We start from the raw sequence: 17,045 nt of genomic DNA, 5'->3' as shown, positions 1-17,045 counted from the left end.
CCGCCTCCCCACCCGGAGCGCCCACCCCGCCTGGCGCCGGACGGCCCCGGCGGGGCGGGCTCGGCGAGCTACTGGTCGATGACGGTGTGCTCCCGCGACTCAAGACGCCGGTGGTCGCGCTTGAACCGGCTCACCCGCTCCGCCTTCTTCGGCGGTCGGTCGTTGGCGATGAGCACCGCCATCCACGGCAACGGCACCGACAGCGCGACCAGCAGCAACGCCAGCCACCAGATCTGGTAGCAGAGCACGCCGGCGATCACGCAGCCACCTCGGACACACATCATGATCATGTACTTGCGTTGGCGCGCCGCGAGCTGGTCGTCCTGCGACGGCGCGGCCTCCGTGATGAGCACGGGCCGTGACTGCGCCGGTGAATCGGCCACGAGACCACCTCCGCTCCCATCGTCTCACTGTCGGCGACGACGCCCCGGCCGGCGCCGGGTACGGTCCGGACATCCTCGGGGACGGTCCTCGTGGTGGGGAGGTGCCCGAATGCGAGCGGTGGTGTCCAGGGTCACCCGGGCCCGGGTGCGGGTCGCCGGGAGGACCGTCGGCGAGATCGAGCGCCCAGGACTGCTGGTGCTGGTCGGCGTGACGCACGAGGACGGCACGGACGAGGCGCGCGCGCTCGCGCGGAAGGTGCACGAACTGCGGGTGCTGCGGGACGAGGAGTCCTGTGCGACGAGCGGGGCACCCCTGCTCGTCGTCAGCCAGTTCACCCTCTACGGGGCCACTCGGAAGGGGCGCCGGCCGTCCTGGACCGCGGCGGCACCACCGGAACGCGCGCGGCCGTTGGTCGAGGAGGTGGTGCGCGACCTGCGGGAGAGGGGAGCGACCGTCGCCACTGGCCAGTTCGGGGCTGACATGGCGGTCGAGAGTGTCAACGACGGCCCCTTCACGGTGCTCGTGGAGGTCTGACGTCGTCGGATGTGCCAGCCGTCCCCGTCACGAGACCCCACTCCCGAGTAACGCCACTACTCCCTTCGGGTGACAACGCCACTTCTGTGACGTGCACGACCGCGTTTTGGCAACGGAACGGGAACGAATCCGCGATCCACCGCGTTGAGCGGGTAGCAAACGTCGACAACGGCCTGGGAACCCGGCAGCGGTGGCGCGAATCCCCGGGCCTCCGCTGACGCGTCGCGCCCGCCGACGCGGCGCTCCAGCATCCCGACAGGGAGGTAAGTCAATGACCGTCCCGCAGACCGTCCCTACTTCGGAAGCTTACGCCGAGGCGGACATCGATGCGCAGGGCCCGGCCGCTGATCTTGTTCGGGTCTACCTCAACGGGATCGGGCGTACCGCTCTGTTGACCGCTCAGCAAGAGGTCGACCTCGCCAAGCGTATCGAAGCCGGTGTGTTCGCCGAGCACGTGCTCGACACCGACCCCGAGCTGTCCCCTGGTCGTCGCTCCGACCTGCGCGCACTGGTGCGGGACGGGCACCGGGCCAAGAACCACCTCCTGGAGGCGAACCTCCGGCTCGTGGTCAGCCTGGCCAAGCGCTACACGGGCCGGGGCATGCCCCTGCTGGACCTCATCCAGGAGGGCAACCTCGGACTGATCCGCGCCGTCGAGAAGTTCGACTACACGAAGGGCTTCAAGTTCTCGACCTACGCCACCTGGTGGATCCGGCAGGCCATCACGCGGGGCATGGCCGACCAGGGGCGGACCATCCGCCTCCCGGTGCACCTCGTCGAGCAGGTGAACAAGCTCGCGCGGATCAAGCGTGACCTGCACCAGCAGCTGGGGCGGGAGGCCACGCACGAGGAGCTGGCCAACGAGTCGGGGCTCCCGGTGGGCAAGGTGTCCGACCTGCTCGACCACTCCCGTGACCCGGTGAGCCTGGACATGCCGGTGGGCGCGGAGGAGGACGCCCCACTGGGTGACTTCATCGAGGACGGCGAGGCAACCGACGCGGAGAACGCGGTGATCTCCGGCCTCCTCCAGGACGACCTCCGCCGGGTTCTCGCCACTCTTGACGAGCGCGAACAGAACGTCATCCGCCTGCGGTACGGGCTGGAGGACGGTCAGCCGCGCACGCTCGACCAGATCGGCCGCACCTTCGGGCTCTCCCGGGAACGCGTCCGCCAGATCGAGCGCGAGGTGATGGCGAAGCTGCGGCAGGGCGACCGGGCCGAGCGGCTGCGCGCGTACGCGTCCTGACGCCGAGGACCCACCCGGGGTCAGGACGAGTCGGCCTCCCACCGCCCCGGCGCCACGCCGACGGTGGACCCACCTCGGCACCGGACCAGGCCGGGCCGCTCCGGTGCCGGCCGCCACGCGGGCACGCGGCGCGAACACCGAGCCGTCCGCGCCGGGGCACCCAGGCCGACGACCGCGGGCGACATCGCGCGCGGTACCGAGTCCCGGGCCTCGTCACCGGGCGTCCACGCGGTCCGGGAACTCCGCGCCCGTCCCGACGTGGGACGGAAGCGCCTCGGCTCCCGCCCCGGGGACGGCGCGGGCCCCCAGTACCCAGCCCCCACGGACGAGAAAAAACCTGGCACCGAGGCAACCCGCCGGACCAGCGGGTCCGTCTCCTGAGCATGAGACGCCTTACTACCGCAGTCGGCGCCGGCGTCCTGTTCCTGGGGATCTCCGCCTGCGCCGACTCCAACGAAGACAGTGGTGTCGGGCTGGGTGGCCAACCGTCCCAGGCACCTCCGACCAGCAGCGAGCAGGAGGCCCCGCCCAGCGCGGAGGAACCCGAGACGCGCCCGGCCGAGGCGGTCGACGTCCCCGAGGAACAGGTCGACACGGCTGCCATCGACGAGGGCTACCCGGTCGAGGTCTGGACCCTCGACGAGGGAGCGGTCCTCGGGGCGATGGGCCAGGAGGGCGGATGCGGCACGGTCAGCGCCTCCGCGACCGAGGACGAGGAGTCGGTGACGCTCCTGCTCACCGAGGACATCCCGACCTCCGGCCCCTGCACGATGGACATCCGGTTCCGCGCGGTCAGCGTGGACCTGGACCAGCCCCTGGGCGACCGAACCGTCGTCCTCGAGACCGAGACCGTCGGACCGCCCTCCTCCTGACGGACTCGGCCCCACCCCGGGGACCCGGCCGGTGACCGCCGGCTCGCGGTCCCCGGGGTGTCGTGGTCCGAGGACCCCCGACGCCAGCGCGCCCGGAACGGTGTCCCCGGGGGCCACTCCGGGCCCCTCAACTCAGCGCAGCCGCCGGGGCCCGGTGTCGGTCCGGGTGGGAGGCGGCCCGATGGTGAGGGTCGCGCTGGTCACGAACGCTCCCGCCGAGGATGCCAACACGGGCTCCAACCTCAGTTCCCGGAGCTCGGGCACGTCCTCGGCCAACGCCGCCACCCGCAACACCAGGTCCTCGAGCGCGTCCAGCCGCGCCGGCTCACCCCCGCCGTAGCCGGTGAGCAGCGGGGCGGCGCGCGGGGCTCGGACCAGCTCCGACGCGTCGACGTCCGAGAGCGGCACCGCGCGGTAGGCACGGTCGCCCAACAGGTCGGTGACGATCCCCGACAGCCCGAACGAGAGCACCGCGCCGAAGGAGGGGTCGTCCTGGACCCCGACCACGCAGGAGATGCCCTTCGGCGCCATCCGCTGCACGTAGACCTCGGAGGAACCCGACAGGTCCCGCAGCGCCCGGTGCGCGGCCCGCACCGAGTCGGCGCTGTCGAGGTCGAGCCGCACCCCGACGAGGTCGTTGCGGTGCCGCAACCGCCGGTCCGGTGACTTCAGCACCACCGGGTACCCCAGTTCGGCCGCCGCCCGCACCGCCGCGCCAGAACCGCGGACCCGGCGGAAGTCGACGACGTCCACCCCGTAACAGCGCAGCAGGCGCACCGCCTCCTCGTCGGGAAGCCGCCATCCGCCGTCCGCCTCCTCGGCACTGCCCTCCGGCGGATCCGCCATCCACCCGTCCACGACCGACCTCGCCTGGTCCGTCCGGACACCGGCCGGGGTGACGAAGTCACCCTGCGGAGCCGACCGCCACCGCGCGTACCTGGCGATCCTCGCCAGGGAGCCAACGGCCCGTTCCGGGCTGGGGTAGGAGGGCACCGAACCCCAGCCGGGTGCCGTGCCGTCGGCTCCGCCCACCGCGAGCTCCTCCGGGACCCCCTCGGCGGCGAGGAAGGTCGACACCACGGGTTTCGCGGCCGCGAGCGAGTCCTCGAAGACGACCGCGCGCAGCGCGCGGGCGTACTCGGCTCCCGACACGGCCAGCGGGGGCACGAACACCGCGACCACCGCGTCGACGTCCTCCCGCCGCACCGCGTCGCGCACGGCCGCACCGAACTCCTCCGGGCCCGCCCCCGCCCCGACGTCGACGGGATCACCGGCCACCCTCATCCCCTGGGCGAGCGCGACGTCGGCGGCGAGCACCCCCAGGGCCGACGCGTTGCCGACCACCGCGACCCGGTCGCCCGAGGGGAGCGGTTGGTTGGCCAGCACGAGGGCGGTGTCGAAGAGCTGGGCTAGGGACTCCACCCTGATCACCCCGGACTGCTCGAACAGCGCCTGCACGCTGGCCTCGTCCACGGGGACCGAGGTGGCCCGCAGCGCGGGACTGACGGCGTGTCGACCCGACTTGACCGCGACGATGGGTTTGGTCCGTCCCAGCCGGCGCGCCAACCGGGCGAACTTGCGGGGGTTGCCGAACGATTCCAGGTAGAGGAGGACGACGTCGGTCGCCGGATCCGTCTGCCAGTACTGGAGGAGGTCGTTCCCGGACAGGTCGGCCCGGTTGCCCGCCGACACGAAGGTGGACAGTCCGAGTCCCCGGTTGGCGGCGGTCGCCAGGATCGCCACTCCCAGCGCCCCCGACTGGCAGAAGAACCCCACCCTCCCCCGGCCGGGCAGGCGCGGCGCCAGGGTCGCGTTCAGCCGCACCTCGGGGTCGGTGTTGACCACGCCGAGCGCGTTCGGCCCGATCACCCGCATCCCGTGCGCGCGGGCCTCGCGGACCAGGCGGCGTTCCTGCGAACGCCCGTCCTCACCGGTCTCGCCGAACCCGGAGGTGACGACGACCAACGCCTTGACGCCCTTGGCGAGGCAGGCGTCAAGCACCTCGTCGACGCGGGCCGCGGGTACGGCGATGACGGCGAGGTCGACCTCGTCGGGGATGTCCAGCACGGAGGCGTAGGCGCGGACACCCCGCACCGACCGGTGTTCGGCGTTGACGGGGTAGACCGGCCCCGCGAAGTTGGCCGCCAACAGGTTCGCCAGCACGGCGTGCCCGACCTTGGCCTGGTCCGCCGAGGCGCCCACCACCGCGACGGAACGGGGGTGCAGGACGTTGTGGACGCTCCGGGCCTCGGCGGCCTGCTCCCGCGCCCTGGCCACCGCCACCGAGCGCTCGGTGGGGTCGACGTCGAACTCCAGGTGCAGGATGCCCTCCTCCACCTCCCGCCGCACCGAGTAGCCGGCGTCGCGGAAAACGCGCAGCATCGGACCGTTCTCCGCCAACACCTCGGCCTCGAAGCGGCGCAGCCCACGCTCCCGCGCCGCGGCGGCGAGGTGTTCCAGCAGGATCGAACCCAGCCCCCGGCCCTGGTGGGCGTCCTCCACGACGAAGGCGACCTCGGCGGAGCTGGTCGACGGCAGCCGGTCGAACCGGCCGACGGCGACGATGTCGTCGCCGAGGAACGCGCCGAAGGCGACCCGGTCGTGGTGGTCGACGGTGCTGAACCGCCGCATGTCCGCCTCGGGCATCCTCGGGTAGGCCCCGAAGTACCGGAAGTACCGTGTCCGGTCGCTCATCCTGGCGTGCAGCTCGACCAGTCGTGGCCCGTCCGCCGGGCGCAGCGGCCGCAGGTGCACGGTGCCGCCGTCGGCGAGCACGACATCGGCCCGCCAGTGCCTCGGGTAGTCCGCCGCCGCGCCTGCTCCGAGGTCCTCGACCGGATCGTCGCCGCCCGCACGCTGCCCGTCGTCCACCGTCATCACTCCGCCCTGGGCCGCCTGCCTGACACGTCGCTCCGAACCGCCTCATGATTACCCGTCCCGGGCCGGGGGTGGCGCCACTCACGCACCGGGTCCGCCCCGGTCTCAGTCCCGCCGGTCATCCGCGTCGAGCCCGAGCAGGGGGAACACCGCCCGTCGCGTGGCGAGCAGCGCGTGGTCCACCGGGGTGTCGACCGTCCCGTCCCACGGCTGGTAGCCGGGGTCGACCCCGTCGCTCAGGGTGGCGGGGAGGGCGTCGCCCCCCGCGAACGGGGTGGCGTAGCGAACCCACTCCCCCGGCACGCCGGTCCCCGGGGCGAGGTCGCGGTCGAGCACCGTCGCGATCAGGTGGGTCCAGGAGCGCGGCACCACCCGGGCGAGCGCGTACCCACCCCCGCCCAGGGCGAGCCAACGCCCCTCGGCGTACGTCTCCGCCAACTCCCGCAACCGCCGGTAGAGGGCCCGATGCCCGTCGACGGTGAGCCGCAGGTCCGCCAACGGGTCCTCCCGGTGGGTGTCGGCGCCGCACTGGGTGACCAGCAGCTGGGGGCGGAAGGCCGCGAGCGCCGCGGGGACCACGGCCTCGAACGCACGCCGCCAGCCGGCGTCCCCGGTACCCGGGGGCAGCGCGAGGTTCACCGACGTCCCCTCGGCCGCGCCCGTCCCCAGCTCCTCGGGACGTCCGGTGCCCGGCCACAGGGTCGCGGGGTGCTGGTGGACGGACACGGTCAACACCCGGGGGTCGTCGTAGAAGGCGGTCTGGACCCCGTCTCCGTGGTGGACGTCGACGTCGAGGTAGGCGATCCGTTCCACGCCGTGGTCGAGCAGCCAGGCGATCGCCACGGCGCAGTCGTTGTACACGCAGAACCCGGCGGCGTGCCCCGGCATGGCGTGGTGCAGGCCGCCACCGATGTTGATGGCACGGGAGGCGCCGTCCAGGATCGCGCGCGCCGCCGCCAACGATCCTCCGGCGATCAGCGACGCGGCCTCGTGCATCCCGTCGAAGACGGGGTTGTCGACCGTCCCCAGTCCACGCAGGCCGACCGAACGACGGCCGGCGCGCACCGCCTCGACGTACCCGCTCTCGTGGACCCGGGTGAGTTGCGCGCTCGTCGCCTCGGGCGGCCGGAGGACGCTGACATCCGTCAGTAGCCCGAGCTCTCCGGCGAGGCGCATGGTCAGGTCGAGTCGACGCGGGTTGAGCGGGTGGTGCTCCCCCAGGTTGTAACCGAGATATGACTCGTCCCACACGACCACGGCGTCCATGCGGCCGACCGTACCCCGCACGGCGCTCGCCGAGTCGCCCGTTCGGGTCAGTCACGGCTGGGGCGCACCGGCCGCCAGCTGACCGACGATCCGGCACGGTCCTCGCCGGTAGGGGCGCTGGGCGCACCCGGGGCGTCGGGGATGCCACCGGCACGGGCGACGGGACCGGCGCCGCCTCCCTGGCCGACCGGCGAGTCCGCCGGCTGGGCGGCCGAACCGGCCCCTCGCCGGTGCGACCGGCGGCCAGCCGCGCGACGTCAGCTGAGATTGGCGAGCAGGCGCTGGCACGCGTCGGCGCACCGCCGGCACGCCTCCGCGCACACCCGGCAGTGCCCGTGCCGGCCGGCGTGCCGCTGGCACTCCTCGGCGCAGGAGATCGTGGTCGTCGCGCACGCCCGCGCCAGGGTGCGGCTGATGTTCACGTCGTACCCGGTGTGCCGGGAGAGCACACGCGCGGTGGCATCGCAGACGTCGGCGCAGTCCGCGCAGGTCCGCACGCACTTCCGCAGCATCGGCAACTCGTCGTCGGGTTCGGCCAGGCAGGCGTCGGCGCACGCGGTGCAGGCCTGGGCGCAACGCTGGCACTCCTCGACGCATTCGCCCAGGGCCGTCCGGTCGACGGCGCCGAGACCGGCCGGATAGGTGTTCAGCATGTCCGTCACGGTGCTCATGGCCGCTCCTCCTGCTCCTGCCGTGGTCCTCCGCGACTTCGCCCGGCCACCCGGGCCGCCGCGCGGTTCGCGTCCTCCACCCGCTCGGGTACCCCGTCGCGGCATGACTCCTCACCGCGAAGGTCCCGTCGAGGGGCGACGTGGAACGCCGGGTCACCGGCCCCCGAGCCCCACGGTCCGCGATGTGCGGGCCCCGCGCGTCGCCGACCACGCCCGGCCGGTCGGCGGCTCCCCCCTGGGCCACGGGGTTGGGGCGCCTGCCGGCACCCCCGCGTGGTGACGGAAACTGTTGGTGACGGCGCGCGCCTGGGGGCGGCCGGAACGTGGACGGTGGGTGACAGGGTGGCGCTGACGGACTCGGCGATCGAGAAGATCAAACAGATGATCATCGACGGGGAGCTGCGGCCGGGCGACCGGCTCCCCAGGGAGGCCGACCTCGCCGCTCACCTCGGCCTCTCCCGGAGTTCCCTGCGTGAGGCCGTGCGCGCGCTGGCCCTGATCCACGTCCTCGACGTCCGGCAGGGCGACGGCACCTACGTCACCAGCCTGGACCCGGCGTTGTTGCTCGACGCCGTGGCCTTCGTGGTCGACTTCCACCAGGACGAGAGCGTTCTCCAGCTGTTCGAGGTGCGCCGCATCCTGGAACCGGCGGCAGCGGCGATCGCGGCGCAGGTGATGCCCGACGAGGACGCCAGGGGCCTGCTGCCCCTGCTCGACGAGGTCACCGACCACACCGACATCGAGCAGCTGGTCGCCAACGACATCGAGTTCCACCGGCGGGTCGCGGAAGGCACCGGGAACCAGGTGCTCTGCTCACTCGTCGACAGCCTGTCCAGCTCCACGCACCGGGCTCGCGTGTGGCGGGGGTTGACCCAGAAGGACTCCGTCCGCCGGACCTTGGACGAACACCGGGCGATCGCGGAGGCCATCATCAGTCGCGAGGCGGAGGTCGCGCGGTCCTGGGCGACCGTTCACGTGGCGGGCGTGGAGCAGTGGCTGCGCACCGCGTTGTAGTGGCTACGGCCCGACCGGACGAGGCGACTCGGGCGGTCGGCTCCACGACGGGGTGACGGGACCGGGACCGCTCGGACAACCTCCTCCCGCAGGAGGGACACCTTCGCCTCCACCCCACCGGCACCGCCCTTCGCGTGATCCTGACCGATTCGGATGCCGATGATCACTCCTCTGGGTTAGCCTCTGCCGTCAAGCGGACCTCGCGGGAAGCACACGGGCGTGGTGCCACGCCACGCGTGGCGAGGCCCCTCGGTCCAACCCCAGCCGTCGCCTTCGACGCCCGCCGGCGATCGTCGCGACGGCCCGTGCCGTGGAAAGGCGGGCCCTCATGACGAGGCGAACCTGGAACGCCGTCGGCGCTCTGCTGCTGGCCGCGGGGCTGAGCGCGTGCGCCACCGAGGTGTCCGGAACCGCGATCCCCCTCGGCGCGGCACCGGACCAGGGGCAGACCGGGTCGTCGGACGCACCGGCCCCGCCGGCCACCGAACCCGCGTTCCCCGGCACCGACGACGAGGCCGACCTCGGCTTCGACGGGGTCCCCCAGGTGCCCACCGGCGAGGTGGGCACCGTGAAGACCTCCGAGGGCGTCGTGGTGTGCGAGCTGCTGAGTTCTGACGAACTCCGCGAGCTGCTCGGCGCCGACGCGGTCGAGATCGAGGCGGGCGGCGACGAGTTCCCGGACGAGTGCAAGTGGGAGATCTCGCTCGACGGCGCGAGCCCGTGGACGAAGATGCAGTTCACCGGGTTCGGCCCGAGCGTGGTCGAGGACTACACCTATTCCGACGTGGCGCCGATGACCATCGCCGGCAACAGCGCCTTCAAGCTGTACAACCCCGGCCGCTGCGACATCTCCGTGCAGATCGCCACGGACGGCGCCCCGGACGCCCTCCGGTTCGACCTGGACTCCCTGGGGATGCTTGACGGGGACTACTGCGCGCAGGTGGAGAACGCGATCAGCATCGCCGTCGAGCGGCTGCCGGCGGGCTGACCGGTGTCGGGGCCTGTCCCGCTCAGCGCGGATCCGGCCCCAGCACCGCCGGCCGGGCCGGGTCGGACGACCACTCCGACCAGGACCCCGGGTAGAGCGCCGCCGGCGCGCCAGCCTCCCGGACCCCGGCGGCTTCCAGGGCCAGCACCACCGAACACGCGGTCACACCGGACCCGCAGTAGACACCCACCTCCTGGCCCGGCCGCACGCCGAGACCGGCGAAGTGGGCGGCCAGCTCCTCCCGGCTCCGCCACCGCCCCTCCTCGGTGACGTGGGCGCCGAAGGGCGCGTTCACCGCGCCGGGCACGTGGCCTGGCCTCGGGTCGACGGGTTCCACCTCCCCCCGGTACCGCTCCGGGGCGCGCGCGTCGAGCAACAGGCCCGTCCCGGCCAACGCGCCGGCCTCGGTCGCGCCGAGCACCGGCATCGACCCGGGGACGACCTCGAAGTCGCCAGGGCGTGCCGCGGGCACCTCGGTGGTGACCGGGTGACCAGCGCCGACCCACGCGGCGTACCCCCCGTCGAGCACCGCCACCTCGGGATGGCCGGCCCAGCGGAGCAGCCACCAGGCCCTGGCGGCGGCGGACCCGTCCACCGCGTCGTACACGACCACCGGTCGACCAGCGCCGACCCCAGCCGCGCGGAGCGTCGCGCCCAGGCGCTGCGCGTCCGGCAGCGGGTGTCGTCCTCCTGCACCGGGCGGTCCCGCGAGCTCGGTGTCGAGGTCGACGAAGACAGCACCAGGCAGGTGGCCGGCGTCATACGCCTCCCGCCCGGGCGGTCCGGTCAGGCTCCACCGGACGTCCAACAGGGTCGTCGGTCCGGCGGCGCCGAGCCGTTCGGCCAGTTCGTCGGGGGTGACCAGTGGCCCCATGTCCCACCTCTCTCGTCCGCGGATCGCCGCGCGCGGGGTGAGGCGCGCGACGGTCGGGGAATGTCGTTGCCGTCCGATACGGTTCCAGACTCCGCGCGGTCCGTCCCCGGCGGCTGTCAGGGGGAACAACACTGTGTGAACAGACGACTAGAATGGCGGCGGGCTGGTTACCGTGAGTCGGGTCACCCGGAGTCCGGTCAGCATCGCCTCGCGCGATCAGGACGGTCGAGGAAGCACCTCATCGAACAGGCAGCCCCCGCTAGTCCGCCTCTGATGCCTCTGGCTCCGAAAACGTACAGGAGAGCTGGCGTGAACGACCTAATCGACACCACGGAGATGTATCTCCGGACGATCTACGAGCTCGGAGAGGAAGGCGTCGTCCCGCTGCGCGCGCGTATCGCCGAACGCCTCGGGCAGAGTGGGCCCACCGTCAGCCAGACCGTGGCGAGAATGGAGCGGGACGGCCTGTTGGTGGTGGCCGACGACCGGCACCTGGAACTGACCGAGACCGGCCGGGAACGAGCGATCGCGGTCATGCGGAAGCACCGGTTGGCGGAACGGCTGCTCGTGGACGTGATCGGCCTGGAGTGGGAGCACGTGCACAGTGAGGCGTGTCGGTGGGAGCACGTGATGAGCGAGGCCGTCGAACGCAAGCTGGTAGCGCTGTTGGACCACCCGACCACCTCCCCCTACGGGAACCCGATTCCGGGGCTGGACAAACTCGGGGTCGGCGACGCCGCCCCGCCGGCCGACTCCGACCTCCGCAGGCTCGACGAGGTCGCCCGGCAGGGCGGGGGCCTGGTCCGGGTGAGCCGGATCGCCGAGCACGTGCAGCTCGACCCGGTCCTGATGGCCGACCTGAAGGCGGCCGGCGTGATGCCGGGCAACGACGTCAGGGTGGAGGCGAGCACGTCAGGCCAGCCGGTGAAGGTGGAGGGCGTCGCCAGCGCGGAGATCGTCTCCAGCATCGCCCACGCCGTGTTGGTACGCACCCGATGACGCCGGGGAGACGGGCGGCCCGCACCTTCCAGGAGCTGCACGGGCGGGCTCCGGAGGTGGTGTGGTCCGCCCCGGGTCGGGCGAACCTCATCGGGGAGCACACGGACTACAACGGTGGTCTGGTGCTGCCGTTCGCGTTGCCCTACCGCATCGCGGTGGCCGCCTCGCCCCGCGAGGACGGGCTGGTCGGGATGACCACCGTCGATGATTCCGGGCACGCGCGAGCGGCGGCTCCGGTGCCGTTGGCCGAGGTGGAGCCCGGTGACGTCACCGGGTGGTCCGCCTACCCGGCCGGGGTCGCCTGGGTCCTCCGGGACGCGGGCCTCCAGCGGGAGGGCGTGGAACTCGTCATCGCCGGCGACGTGCCCAGCGGAGCCGGGTTGTCGTCCTCGGCCGCCCTGGAGTGCGCGGTCGCGCTGGCGCTGTTGGACCTTGCCGGCAGGCCCGTCACCGACGACTCCGACCGCGTCCAGGTGGCTCGCTGGGCGCAGCTCGCCGAGAACGACTTCGTCGGTGCCCCGACCGGCGTGTTGGACCAGATGGCGTCGCTGTGCTGCCAGGAGGCCCACCTGCTGCTGTACGACGTGTCGACGGAGGAACGGGAACAGGTGCCCTTCGATCCCTCATCGGAGGGGCTCGAGGTGCTCGTCATCGACTCGGGCACCCGCCACGAGCACAGCGAGTCGGGTTACGCCGACCGCCGCGCCGGCTGCGAGCAGGCGGTCAAGCAGCTCGGGGTGACCTCGCTGAGCGCGATCGAGCCGCGCGAGCTGCCCGAACGACTGTCCCAACTCGACCCCGCGCTGCGTCCGCTGGCACGCCACGTGGTCACGGAGAACCAGCGGGTCCGCGACACCGTGGCGTTGCTGCGGACCGGCCGGACGTGGGAGGCCGGCGCGCTGCTGACGGAATCCCACGTGAGCCTCCGCGACGACTACCGCGTGTCGTGCCCGGAACTCGACCTGGCGGTGGACGTCGCGGTGGAGGCCGGCGCCGCCGGGGCCCGCATGATGGGCGGCGGTTTCGGTGGCTCCGGCATCGCGCTCGTCGAGACCGAGCGCGGTCCGGCGGTGCGGCGCGCCGTCACCGACGCCTACCGCGCTGAGGGACTGACGGACCCCAGGTTCTTCTCGGCCGTACCGGCGGCGGGCGCGGGTCGGGACCTCGACCGCTGAGCGGGACCCCGCCCCGGCACCCGGAGCTCCGCGGCTCCGGGTGCCGGGGCCTCGGCCACCCGCCGTGACCGGGCAGAATGGGCCGCCCAGTCCCGACCGCCGTGGGCGGGACGCGGCGAAAGGGAAGACACCATCGTGAAACTGCTGGTGACGGGTGGCGCGGGCTATGTGGGAAGCGTGTGCGCCGCCCGCCTGGTCGAGGGCGGACACGAGGTCGTCGTGCTGGACGACCTGTCCACCGGTCATGCCGACGCGGTGCCGGACGGGTGCCGGTTCGTGCGAGGTGACCTCGCCGAGGTGGCCGGGGACGTGCTCTCCGAAGGCTACGACGGGGTCCTGCACTTCGCGGCCAAGTCGCTCGTCGCCGAGTCGATGGCCGACCCGGCCAAGTACTGGGACGGCAACGTCGTCACCTCGCTCCGCCTGCTGGAGGCCATGCGGGAGCACGGCACGCCACGGCTGGTGTTCTCCTCGACCGCCGCGACCTACGGACAACCCGAGGAGGTGCCGATCCCGGAGTCCGCGCCGACCCGGCCGACCAACACCTACGGCGCCAGCAAACTCGCGATCGACTACGCCATCACCTCCTACGCGCGAGCGCACGGGCTCGCCGCCGTGAGCCTGAGGTACTTCAACGTCGCCGGGGCGCACGGCCAGTACGGCGAGCGGCACACCGTCGAGACCCATCTGATCCCGCTCGTGCTCCAGGTCGCGCAGGGCACCCGGGAGCACATCCAGATCGCCGGGGAGGACTGGCCCACCGAGGACGGCACCTGTGTGCGCGACTACATCCACGTCACCGATCTCGCCGACGCGCACGAGCTGGCCCTGAGCCACGCGGTGGGCGGTGAACACCGCATCTACAACCTGGGCAGCGGGCACGGCTTCTCGGTGCGTGAGGTGATCGACGCCTGCCGGCGGGTGACCGGCCACCCGATCCCGGCCGTGGTGGGCCCTCGCCGGCCCGGTGACCCGGACCGGCTCATCGCCTCCAGCACCTTGGCCCGCGCCGAGCTGGGGTGGACACCGGAGCGCACCGACCTGGACAGGATCGTCGCCGACGCGTGGGCCTTCGCGTCTCGCTGACCTGGTCACCAGGCGTCCTCGCCGTCCGACTCGATCGCCAGGCGGGCCTCCTCCGCTCCGTCCGCGACCACCCTTCTCACTCGGTCGGGTGGAAGTCCGGCGGCGAGCGCCCGACCGAGCAGCCGGGCCAACGCATGCTCGGGCGCCGCGGCCCGGCTGGCCTCCAGGGCGAGCCCGGCGAGCGCCCCGTCGCCACGCAGGTAGGCCGTCACCGCAAGCAGGGCGGCCGGTTCCGCACGGTGCGGCGGCGGGGTCGCCCTGGTCAGGACCAGCCACAACCGCTCGGCGGCCGCGGAACGCGGTCCCGAACTCCAAGACATGCAGGCGTCCCGCACCCGGGTTTCGGACAACGCCACGGCGATCCTCGCCACGTCCTCGTCAGTCACGACGAACGTGCCTCGCTCAACCTGTTCCAGCGCCCGGTGCACGGCGGACAGGTCAGCGCGGGCGGCACGACCGGCGTCGAGGGCCCGCTCCAGGTCCGCTGTCTCCTCCACCGGCCCGAGGAGTTCCGATCTCCGGTGGAGATCCGCCGGCGGATCGGGGTCGAGGAGCCTGGCCAGCGCCGCGCGGTCGGCGAAGGTGACGAACCCGGCGAGTGCGCTGGCCGCCGCCGTCACGGTGCCCGCCGGATCGGGAACGCGGCCGGAGCAGGCGTCCTCGTCGTAGCAGAACCACCGTTCGTCCGCCGAGGTCGCCGCCACCCACACCGAGTGCAGGCAGGCGACCCCTGCCTCCGCTGCCGCCCGCTCGACGGCCGTGACGAGGGCGCGGCGGGGCGGTCCGCCGCGCCGACCGCGAGCGCCGCCGCCGACCACGACCAGCAGCACGCCCGAGGCGCGCTGACCGCGCAGCGGCGGCAGCACGTGGTCGAGGACGGCGGTCTCGTCCTCGCGGGGTGGGAGGTCCAACCGGAGGCAGAGACCGACCCGGGACCGCCGCTCACCCGTGAGGCAGATGACCACCAGGGACTCCTGGGGATGGAAACCGAGCAGGTGTGGGACGGCGGCCACGACCTCACCGGGGTCGTGCAGGCGGACGCAGGAGGCCAGGGCGGGCGGCGGTGTCGGGGTCATGGCCGCCACTGTTCACCTCGGCATGCCCGACCAGCCATCGCCGCCCCGCTGACCTGTGGACAACCACGTGGCTGTGGACAACCGGGGCGCGGACCGGCCGCGCCCCGGCTCCGCGGGGCTCAGCGCGGCAACGCCGCCGCGACCGCGTCGGCTCCGCCCACCACGGGAAGGACCAGCCTGGTGTCCGCGAGGTCCACGGCGATCCCCGCCCCCGGGGCGGGCCGCAACGTGTAGTCGCGGTCGCTGGAGAGCACGACGAGTCCCAGGGAGTGCCCGGTGGGCAGGACGTGGTCGTGCGCCTGGAGTTGGACATCGACCCGGTAGAACTCCCCGGGGGTGATCGGAAGCGTGCTGGCGATGTCCTCCCGGTTCTGCGGGTCGACCCAGCCCCGGGTGATCGCCCGGTTCGTGCCGTCCGGCGCCCGGTCGACGAGGACGACCGTCAGGTTCGCCGCGGGACGGGCGAACGCCGCGCGCAGCTCGACCCGGGGTGTTCCGCTCAGCCGCATCGGCTCCCTGACGGGGGCGCTCGTGTAGGAAAGCCGGTTCCCGGACCTCGGCGCGTCCACGAGCTCGGCTGCCGGCCGGGTCGCGTCGTCCACCAGGCGTTCGACCGTCGGTCCGCCCGGCACCGCTCCCCGGGCGGTCAGGGTCCCCACCGCGCTGCCGCCCGGCCACGGGTGCAGCTCGACCGGCTCGGTGCCGGGGGCCGGCCAGTCCGCCTCCTCCACCCAGCTCCCGTCCTCGCGTTGCAGGACGGCCCTGGGCTGGTCCGCCACCCCGTTCGGCACCTTGTGCAGGTAGTTGGTGAACCACCGGTTGAGCGCGTCCAGCCACTCCTCCCGGCGGAGGCCGAGTGGGTCGACGTGCCCGGACTGGTGCAGCCAGATCTGGCGGGGGACGTCGTGGCGGGCGAGGGCCTCGTACCACTGGGCCACGTGCCTGGTCTTCACGTTCCAGTCGTTGAGCCCGTGGACGGCGAGGACGGCGGCCTCGACCTGGTGAGCGTTGTTCACGTAGTTCCGCTCGTCCCAGAACTCGCTGTAGTCACCGGTCACCCGGTCCTGCCGTTCGGTGAGCTCCGCGATGACCTCGCGACAGATCTCCCGGTCGCTCCTCGTGTACACGTACTCGGCGAGCGAGTCCAGATCCTCGCCCTGGTAGCCGCCGGGCGCCACCACCGCGCCGTCAGCGCGGTAGTAGTCGTACCAGTTGGAGATGGCGGCGATGGGGACGATGGCGTCCAGCCCCTCGACCCCGGTCGCCGCGACCGCGTTGGGCAGGGTGCCGTTGTAGGACACGCCCATCATCCCGACGCTCCCGGTCGCCCAGTCCGCCGTCACCGCGTTCCCGTCGGCGTCGACACCCTCGGCCCGTCCGTTCAGCCAGTCGACGACCGCCCGCGCCCCCACCGTCTCGTTCTCACCCCCGCTGGTGGGGCACCCCGTCGACTGGCCCGTGCCGAGGGACTCCGCGTAGACCACGCCGTACCCCCTGGCCAACAGGAAATCCTCGTAGGCCGAGCGGATCCTCGGAGTGGTGGCCGCGGTGCGCGCGGCGCCACCGGTCCGCGGCGCCACCCCCGCCGACTCCGCGCCGTCGGCGTCCGGCACGTACAGCTCCACGTCCACGTCGTGGAACTCCATCGGGTTGCCGCCGGAGAAGTAGGGGCTGACGAAGTAGACGACGGGGACCTGGAGACCGTCGGCGGTGCCAGCCGGTCGCACCACCTCGACGTACATCTCGTCGTCGACCCCGTCGCGGTCGCTGTCCACCGGAGCCCGCACGTGGAGGCTCTCCCGAAGGGCGTCCGCGGGGTCGAACACCGGCTGGGCGACGCCGTCGCGGAACACCGGGACGATCCCGTCACCCGCCGCGACCGGGACGTCCGCGTCCGGGCGCTGCCCCGCGTTGGCTGGTAACGCTCCCGCCAGGGGAAGCGCGACCGCCGTCGCGAGCAGCACGGCGCGTCCACGCCGAACG

15 protein-coding genes are annotated in these 17,045 nt (G+C 73.1%); 8 read left to right on the top strand and 7 right to left on the bottom strand.

What is annotated here, in order from left to right:
- Positions 1–68: 68 nt before the first annotated feature.
- Complete coding sequence (locus ACOJVX_RS06135) at positions 69–383, bottom strand: DUF3099 domain-containing protein (RefSeq protein WP_026418328.1); 315 nt, start codon at positions 381–383, stop codon at positions 69–71.
- A gap of 109 nt (positions 384–492) precedes the next feature.
- Here ACOJVX_RS06135 and dtd point away from each other — a divergent pair, with 109 nt between their 5' ends.
- The 3 genes from dtd (at position 493) to ACOJVX_RS06120 (ending at position 3,036) form a co-directional block, all read left to right on the top strand.
- Complete coding sequence (gene dtd / locus ACOJVX_RS06130; protein ID WP_418154829.1) at positions 493–918, top strand: D-aminoacyl-tRNA deacylase; 426 nt, start codon at positions 493–495, stop codon at positions 916–918.
- Positions 919–1,189: 271 nt separating this feature from the next.
- The gene (locus ACOJVX_RS06125; RefSeq protein WP_026418326.1) at positions 1,190–2,164 is read left to right on the top strand and encodes a sigma-70 family RNA polymerase sigma factor; all 975 of its coding nucleotides are present in this window, start codon (positions 1,190–1,192) and stop codon (positions 2,162–2,164) included.
- A 383-nt stretch (positions 2,165–2,547) separates the two neighbouring features.
- The gene (locus ACOJVX_RS06120; RefSeq protein WP_026418325.1) at positions 2,548–3,036 is read left to right on the top strand and encodes a hypothetical protein; all 489 of its coding nucleotides are present in this window, start codon (positions 2,548–2,550) and stop codon (positions 3,034–3,036) included.
- Between the two features lie 132 nt (positions 3,037–3,168).
- On the opposite strand, the gene ACOJVX_RS06115 is transcribed toward ACOJVX_RS06120, so the two are convergent.
- The 3 genes from ACOJVX_RS06115 to ACOJVX_RS06105 form a co-directional block, all read right to left on the bottom strand.
- Positions 3,169–5,913: a GNAT family N-acetyltransferase gene (locus ACOJVX_RS06115; RefSeq protein WP_026418324.1), complete on the bottom strand. Its 2,745-nt coding sequence runs from the start codon at positions 5,911–5,913 to the stop codon at positions 3,169–3,171.
- 105 nt (positions 5,914–6,018) lie between these two features.
- A complete protein-coding gene (locus ACOJVX_RS06110) occupies positions 6,019–7,179 on the bottom strand; it encodes an acetoin utilization protein AcuC (protein ID WP_422647317.1) in 1,161 nt (386 codons plus the stop codon).
- A 257-nt stretch (positions 7,180–7,436) separates the two neighbouring features.
- The gene (locus ACOJVX_RS06105; protein WP_026418322.1) at positions 7,437–7,850 is read right to left on the bottom strand and encodes a four-helix bundle copper-binding protein; all 414 of its coding nucleotides are present in this window, start codon (positions 7,848–7,850) and stop codon (positions 7,437–7,439) included.
- Positions 7,851–8,192: 342 nt separating this feature from the next.
- Between ACOJVX_RS06105 and ACOJVX_RS06100 the strand changes: the two genes are divergently transcribed.
- Both ACOJVX_RS06100 and ACOJVX_RS06095 read left to right on the top strand, forming a co-directional pair.
- On the top strand, positions 8,193–8,864 hold the full coding sequence (locus tag ACOJVX_RS06100; RefSeq protein ID WP_026418320.1) for a FadR/GntR family transcriptional regulator: 672 nt from the start codon (positions 8,193–8,195) through the stop codon (positions 8,862–8,864).
- A 328-nt stretch (positions 8,865–9,192) separates the two neighbouring features.
- A complete protein-coding gene (locus tag ACOJVX_RS06095) occupies positions 9,193–9,852 on the top strand; it encodes a DUF3558 family protein (RefSeq protein ID WP_418154825.1) in 660 nt (219 codons plus the stop codon).
- Positions 9,853–9,874: 22 nt separating this feature from the next.
- On the opposite strand, the gene ACOJVX_RS06090 is transcribed toward ACOJVX_RS06095, so the two are convergent.
- Positions 9,875–10,726 carry a sulfurtransferase gene (locus ACOJVX_RS06090; RefSeq protein ID WP_103055612.1) on the bottom strand — a complete coding sequence of 284 codons (852 nt, stop codon included), beginning with the start codon at positions 10,724–10,726 and terminating at the stop codon, positions 9,875–9,877.
- Between the two features lie 309 nt (positions 10,727–11,035).
- Here ACOJVX_RS06090 and ACOJVX_RS06085 point away from each other — a divergent pair, with 309 nt between their 5' ends.
- The 3 genes from ACOJVX_RS06085 to galE all read left to right on the top strand — a co-directional run bounded on the left by ACOJVX_RS06085 (position 11,036) and on the right by galE (position 13,986).
- Positions 11,036–11,725, top strand: a complete 690-nt coding sequence (locus tag ACOJVX_RS06085) for a metal-dependent transcriptional regulator (protein WP_030103915.1) — start codon at positions 11,036–11,038, stop codon at positions 11,723–11,725.
- The gene (gene galK, locus ACOJVX_RS06080; protein ID WP_418154823.1) at positions 11,722–12,900 is read left to right on the top strand and encodes a galactokinase; all 1,179 of its coding nucleotides are present in this window, start codon (positions 11,722–11,724) and stop codon (positions 12,898–12,900) included. Before ACOJVX_RS06085 ends, galK begins: the two co-directional genes overlap by 4 nt.
- 135 nt (positions 12,901–13,035) lie before the next feature.
- Positions 13,036–13,986 carry a UDP-glucose 4-epimerase GalE gene (gene galE / locus ACOJVX_RS06075; RefSeq protein WP_026418315.1) on the top strand — a complete coding sequence of 317 codons (951 nt, stop codon included), beginning with the start codon at positions 13,036–13,038 and terminating at the stop codon, positions 13,984–13,986.
- 5 nt (positions 13,987–13,991) lie between these two features.
- Here the strand turns inward: galE and ACOJVX_RS06070 are convergent, their stop codons facing one another.
- Both ACOJVX_RS06070 and ACOJVX_RS06065 read right to left on the bottom strand, forming a co-directional pair.
- Positions 13,992–15,062 (bottom strand): DUF4192 family protein, encoded by a 1,071-nt coding sequence (locus tag ACOJVX_RS06070; protein ID WP_035272898.1) that lies wholly within the window; start codon positions 15,060–15,062, stop codon positions 13,992–13,994.
- Positions 15,063–15,181: 119 nt separating this feature from the next.
- On the bottom strand, positions 15,182–17,026 hold the full coding sequence (locus ACOJVX_RS06065) for a Xaa-Pro dipeptidyl-peptidase (RefSeq protein ID WP_422647316.1): 1,845 nt from the start codon (positions 17,024–17,026) through the stop codon (positions 15,182–15,184).
- Positions 17,027–17,045: the final 19 nt, after the last annotated feature.

This window comes from Actinoalloteichus caeruleus (assembly GCF_049311605.1).
GTDB lineage: Bacteria > Actinomycetota > Actinomycetes > Mycobacteriales > Pseudonocardiaceae > Actinoalloteichus_B > Actinoalloteichus_B caeruleus.
This window is presented reverse-complemented; position numbering and strand designations above follow the sequence as displayed.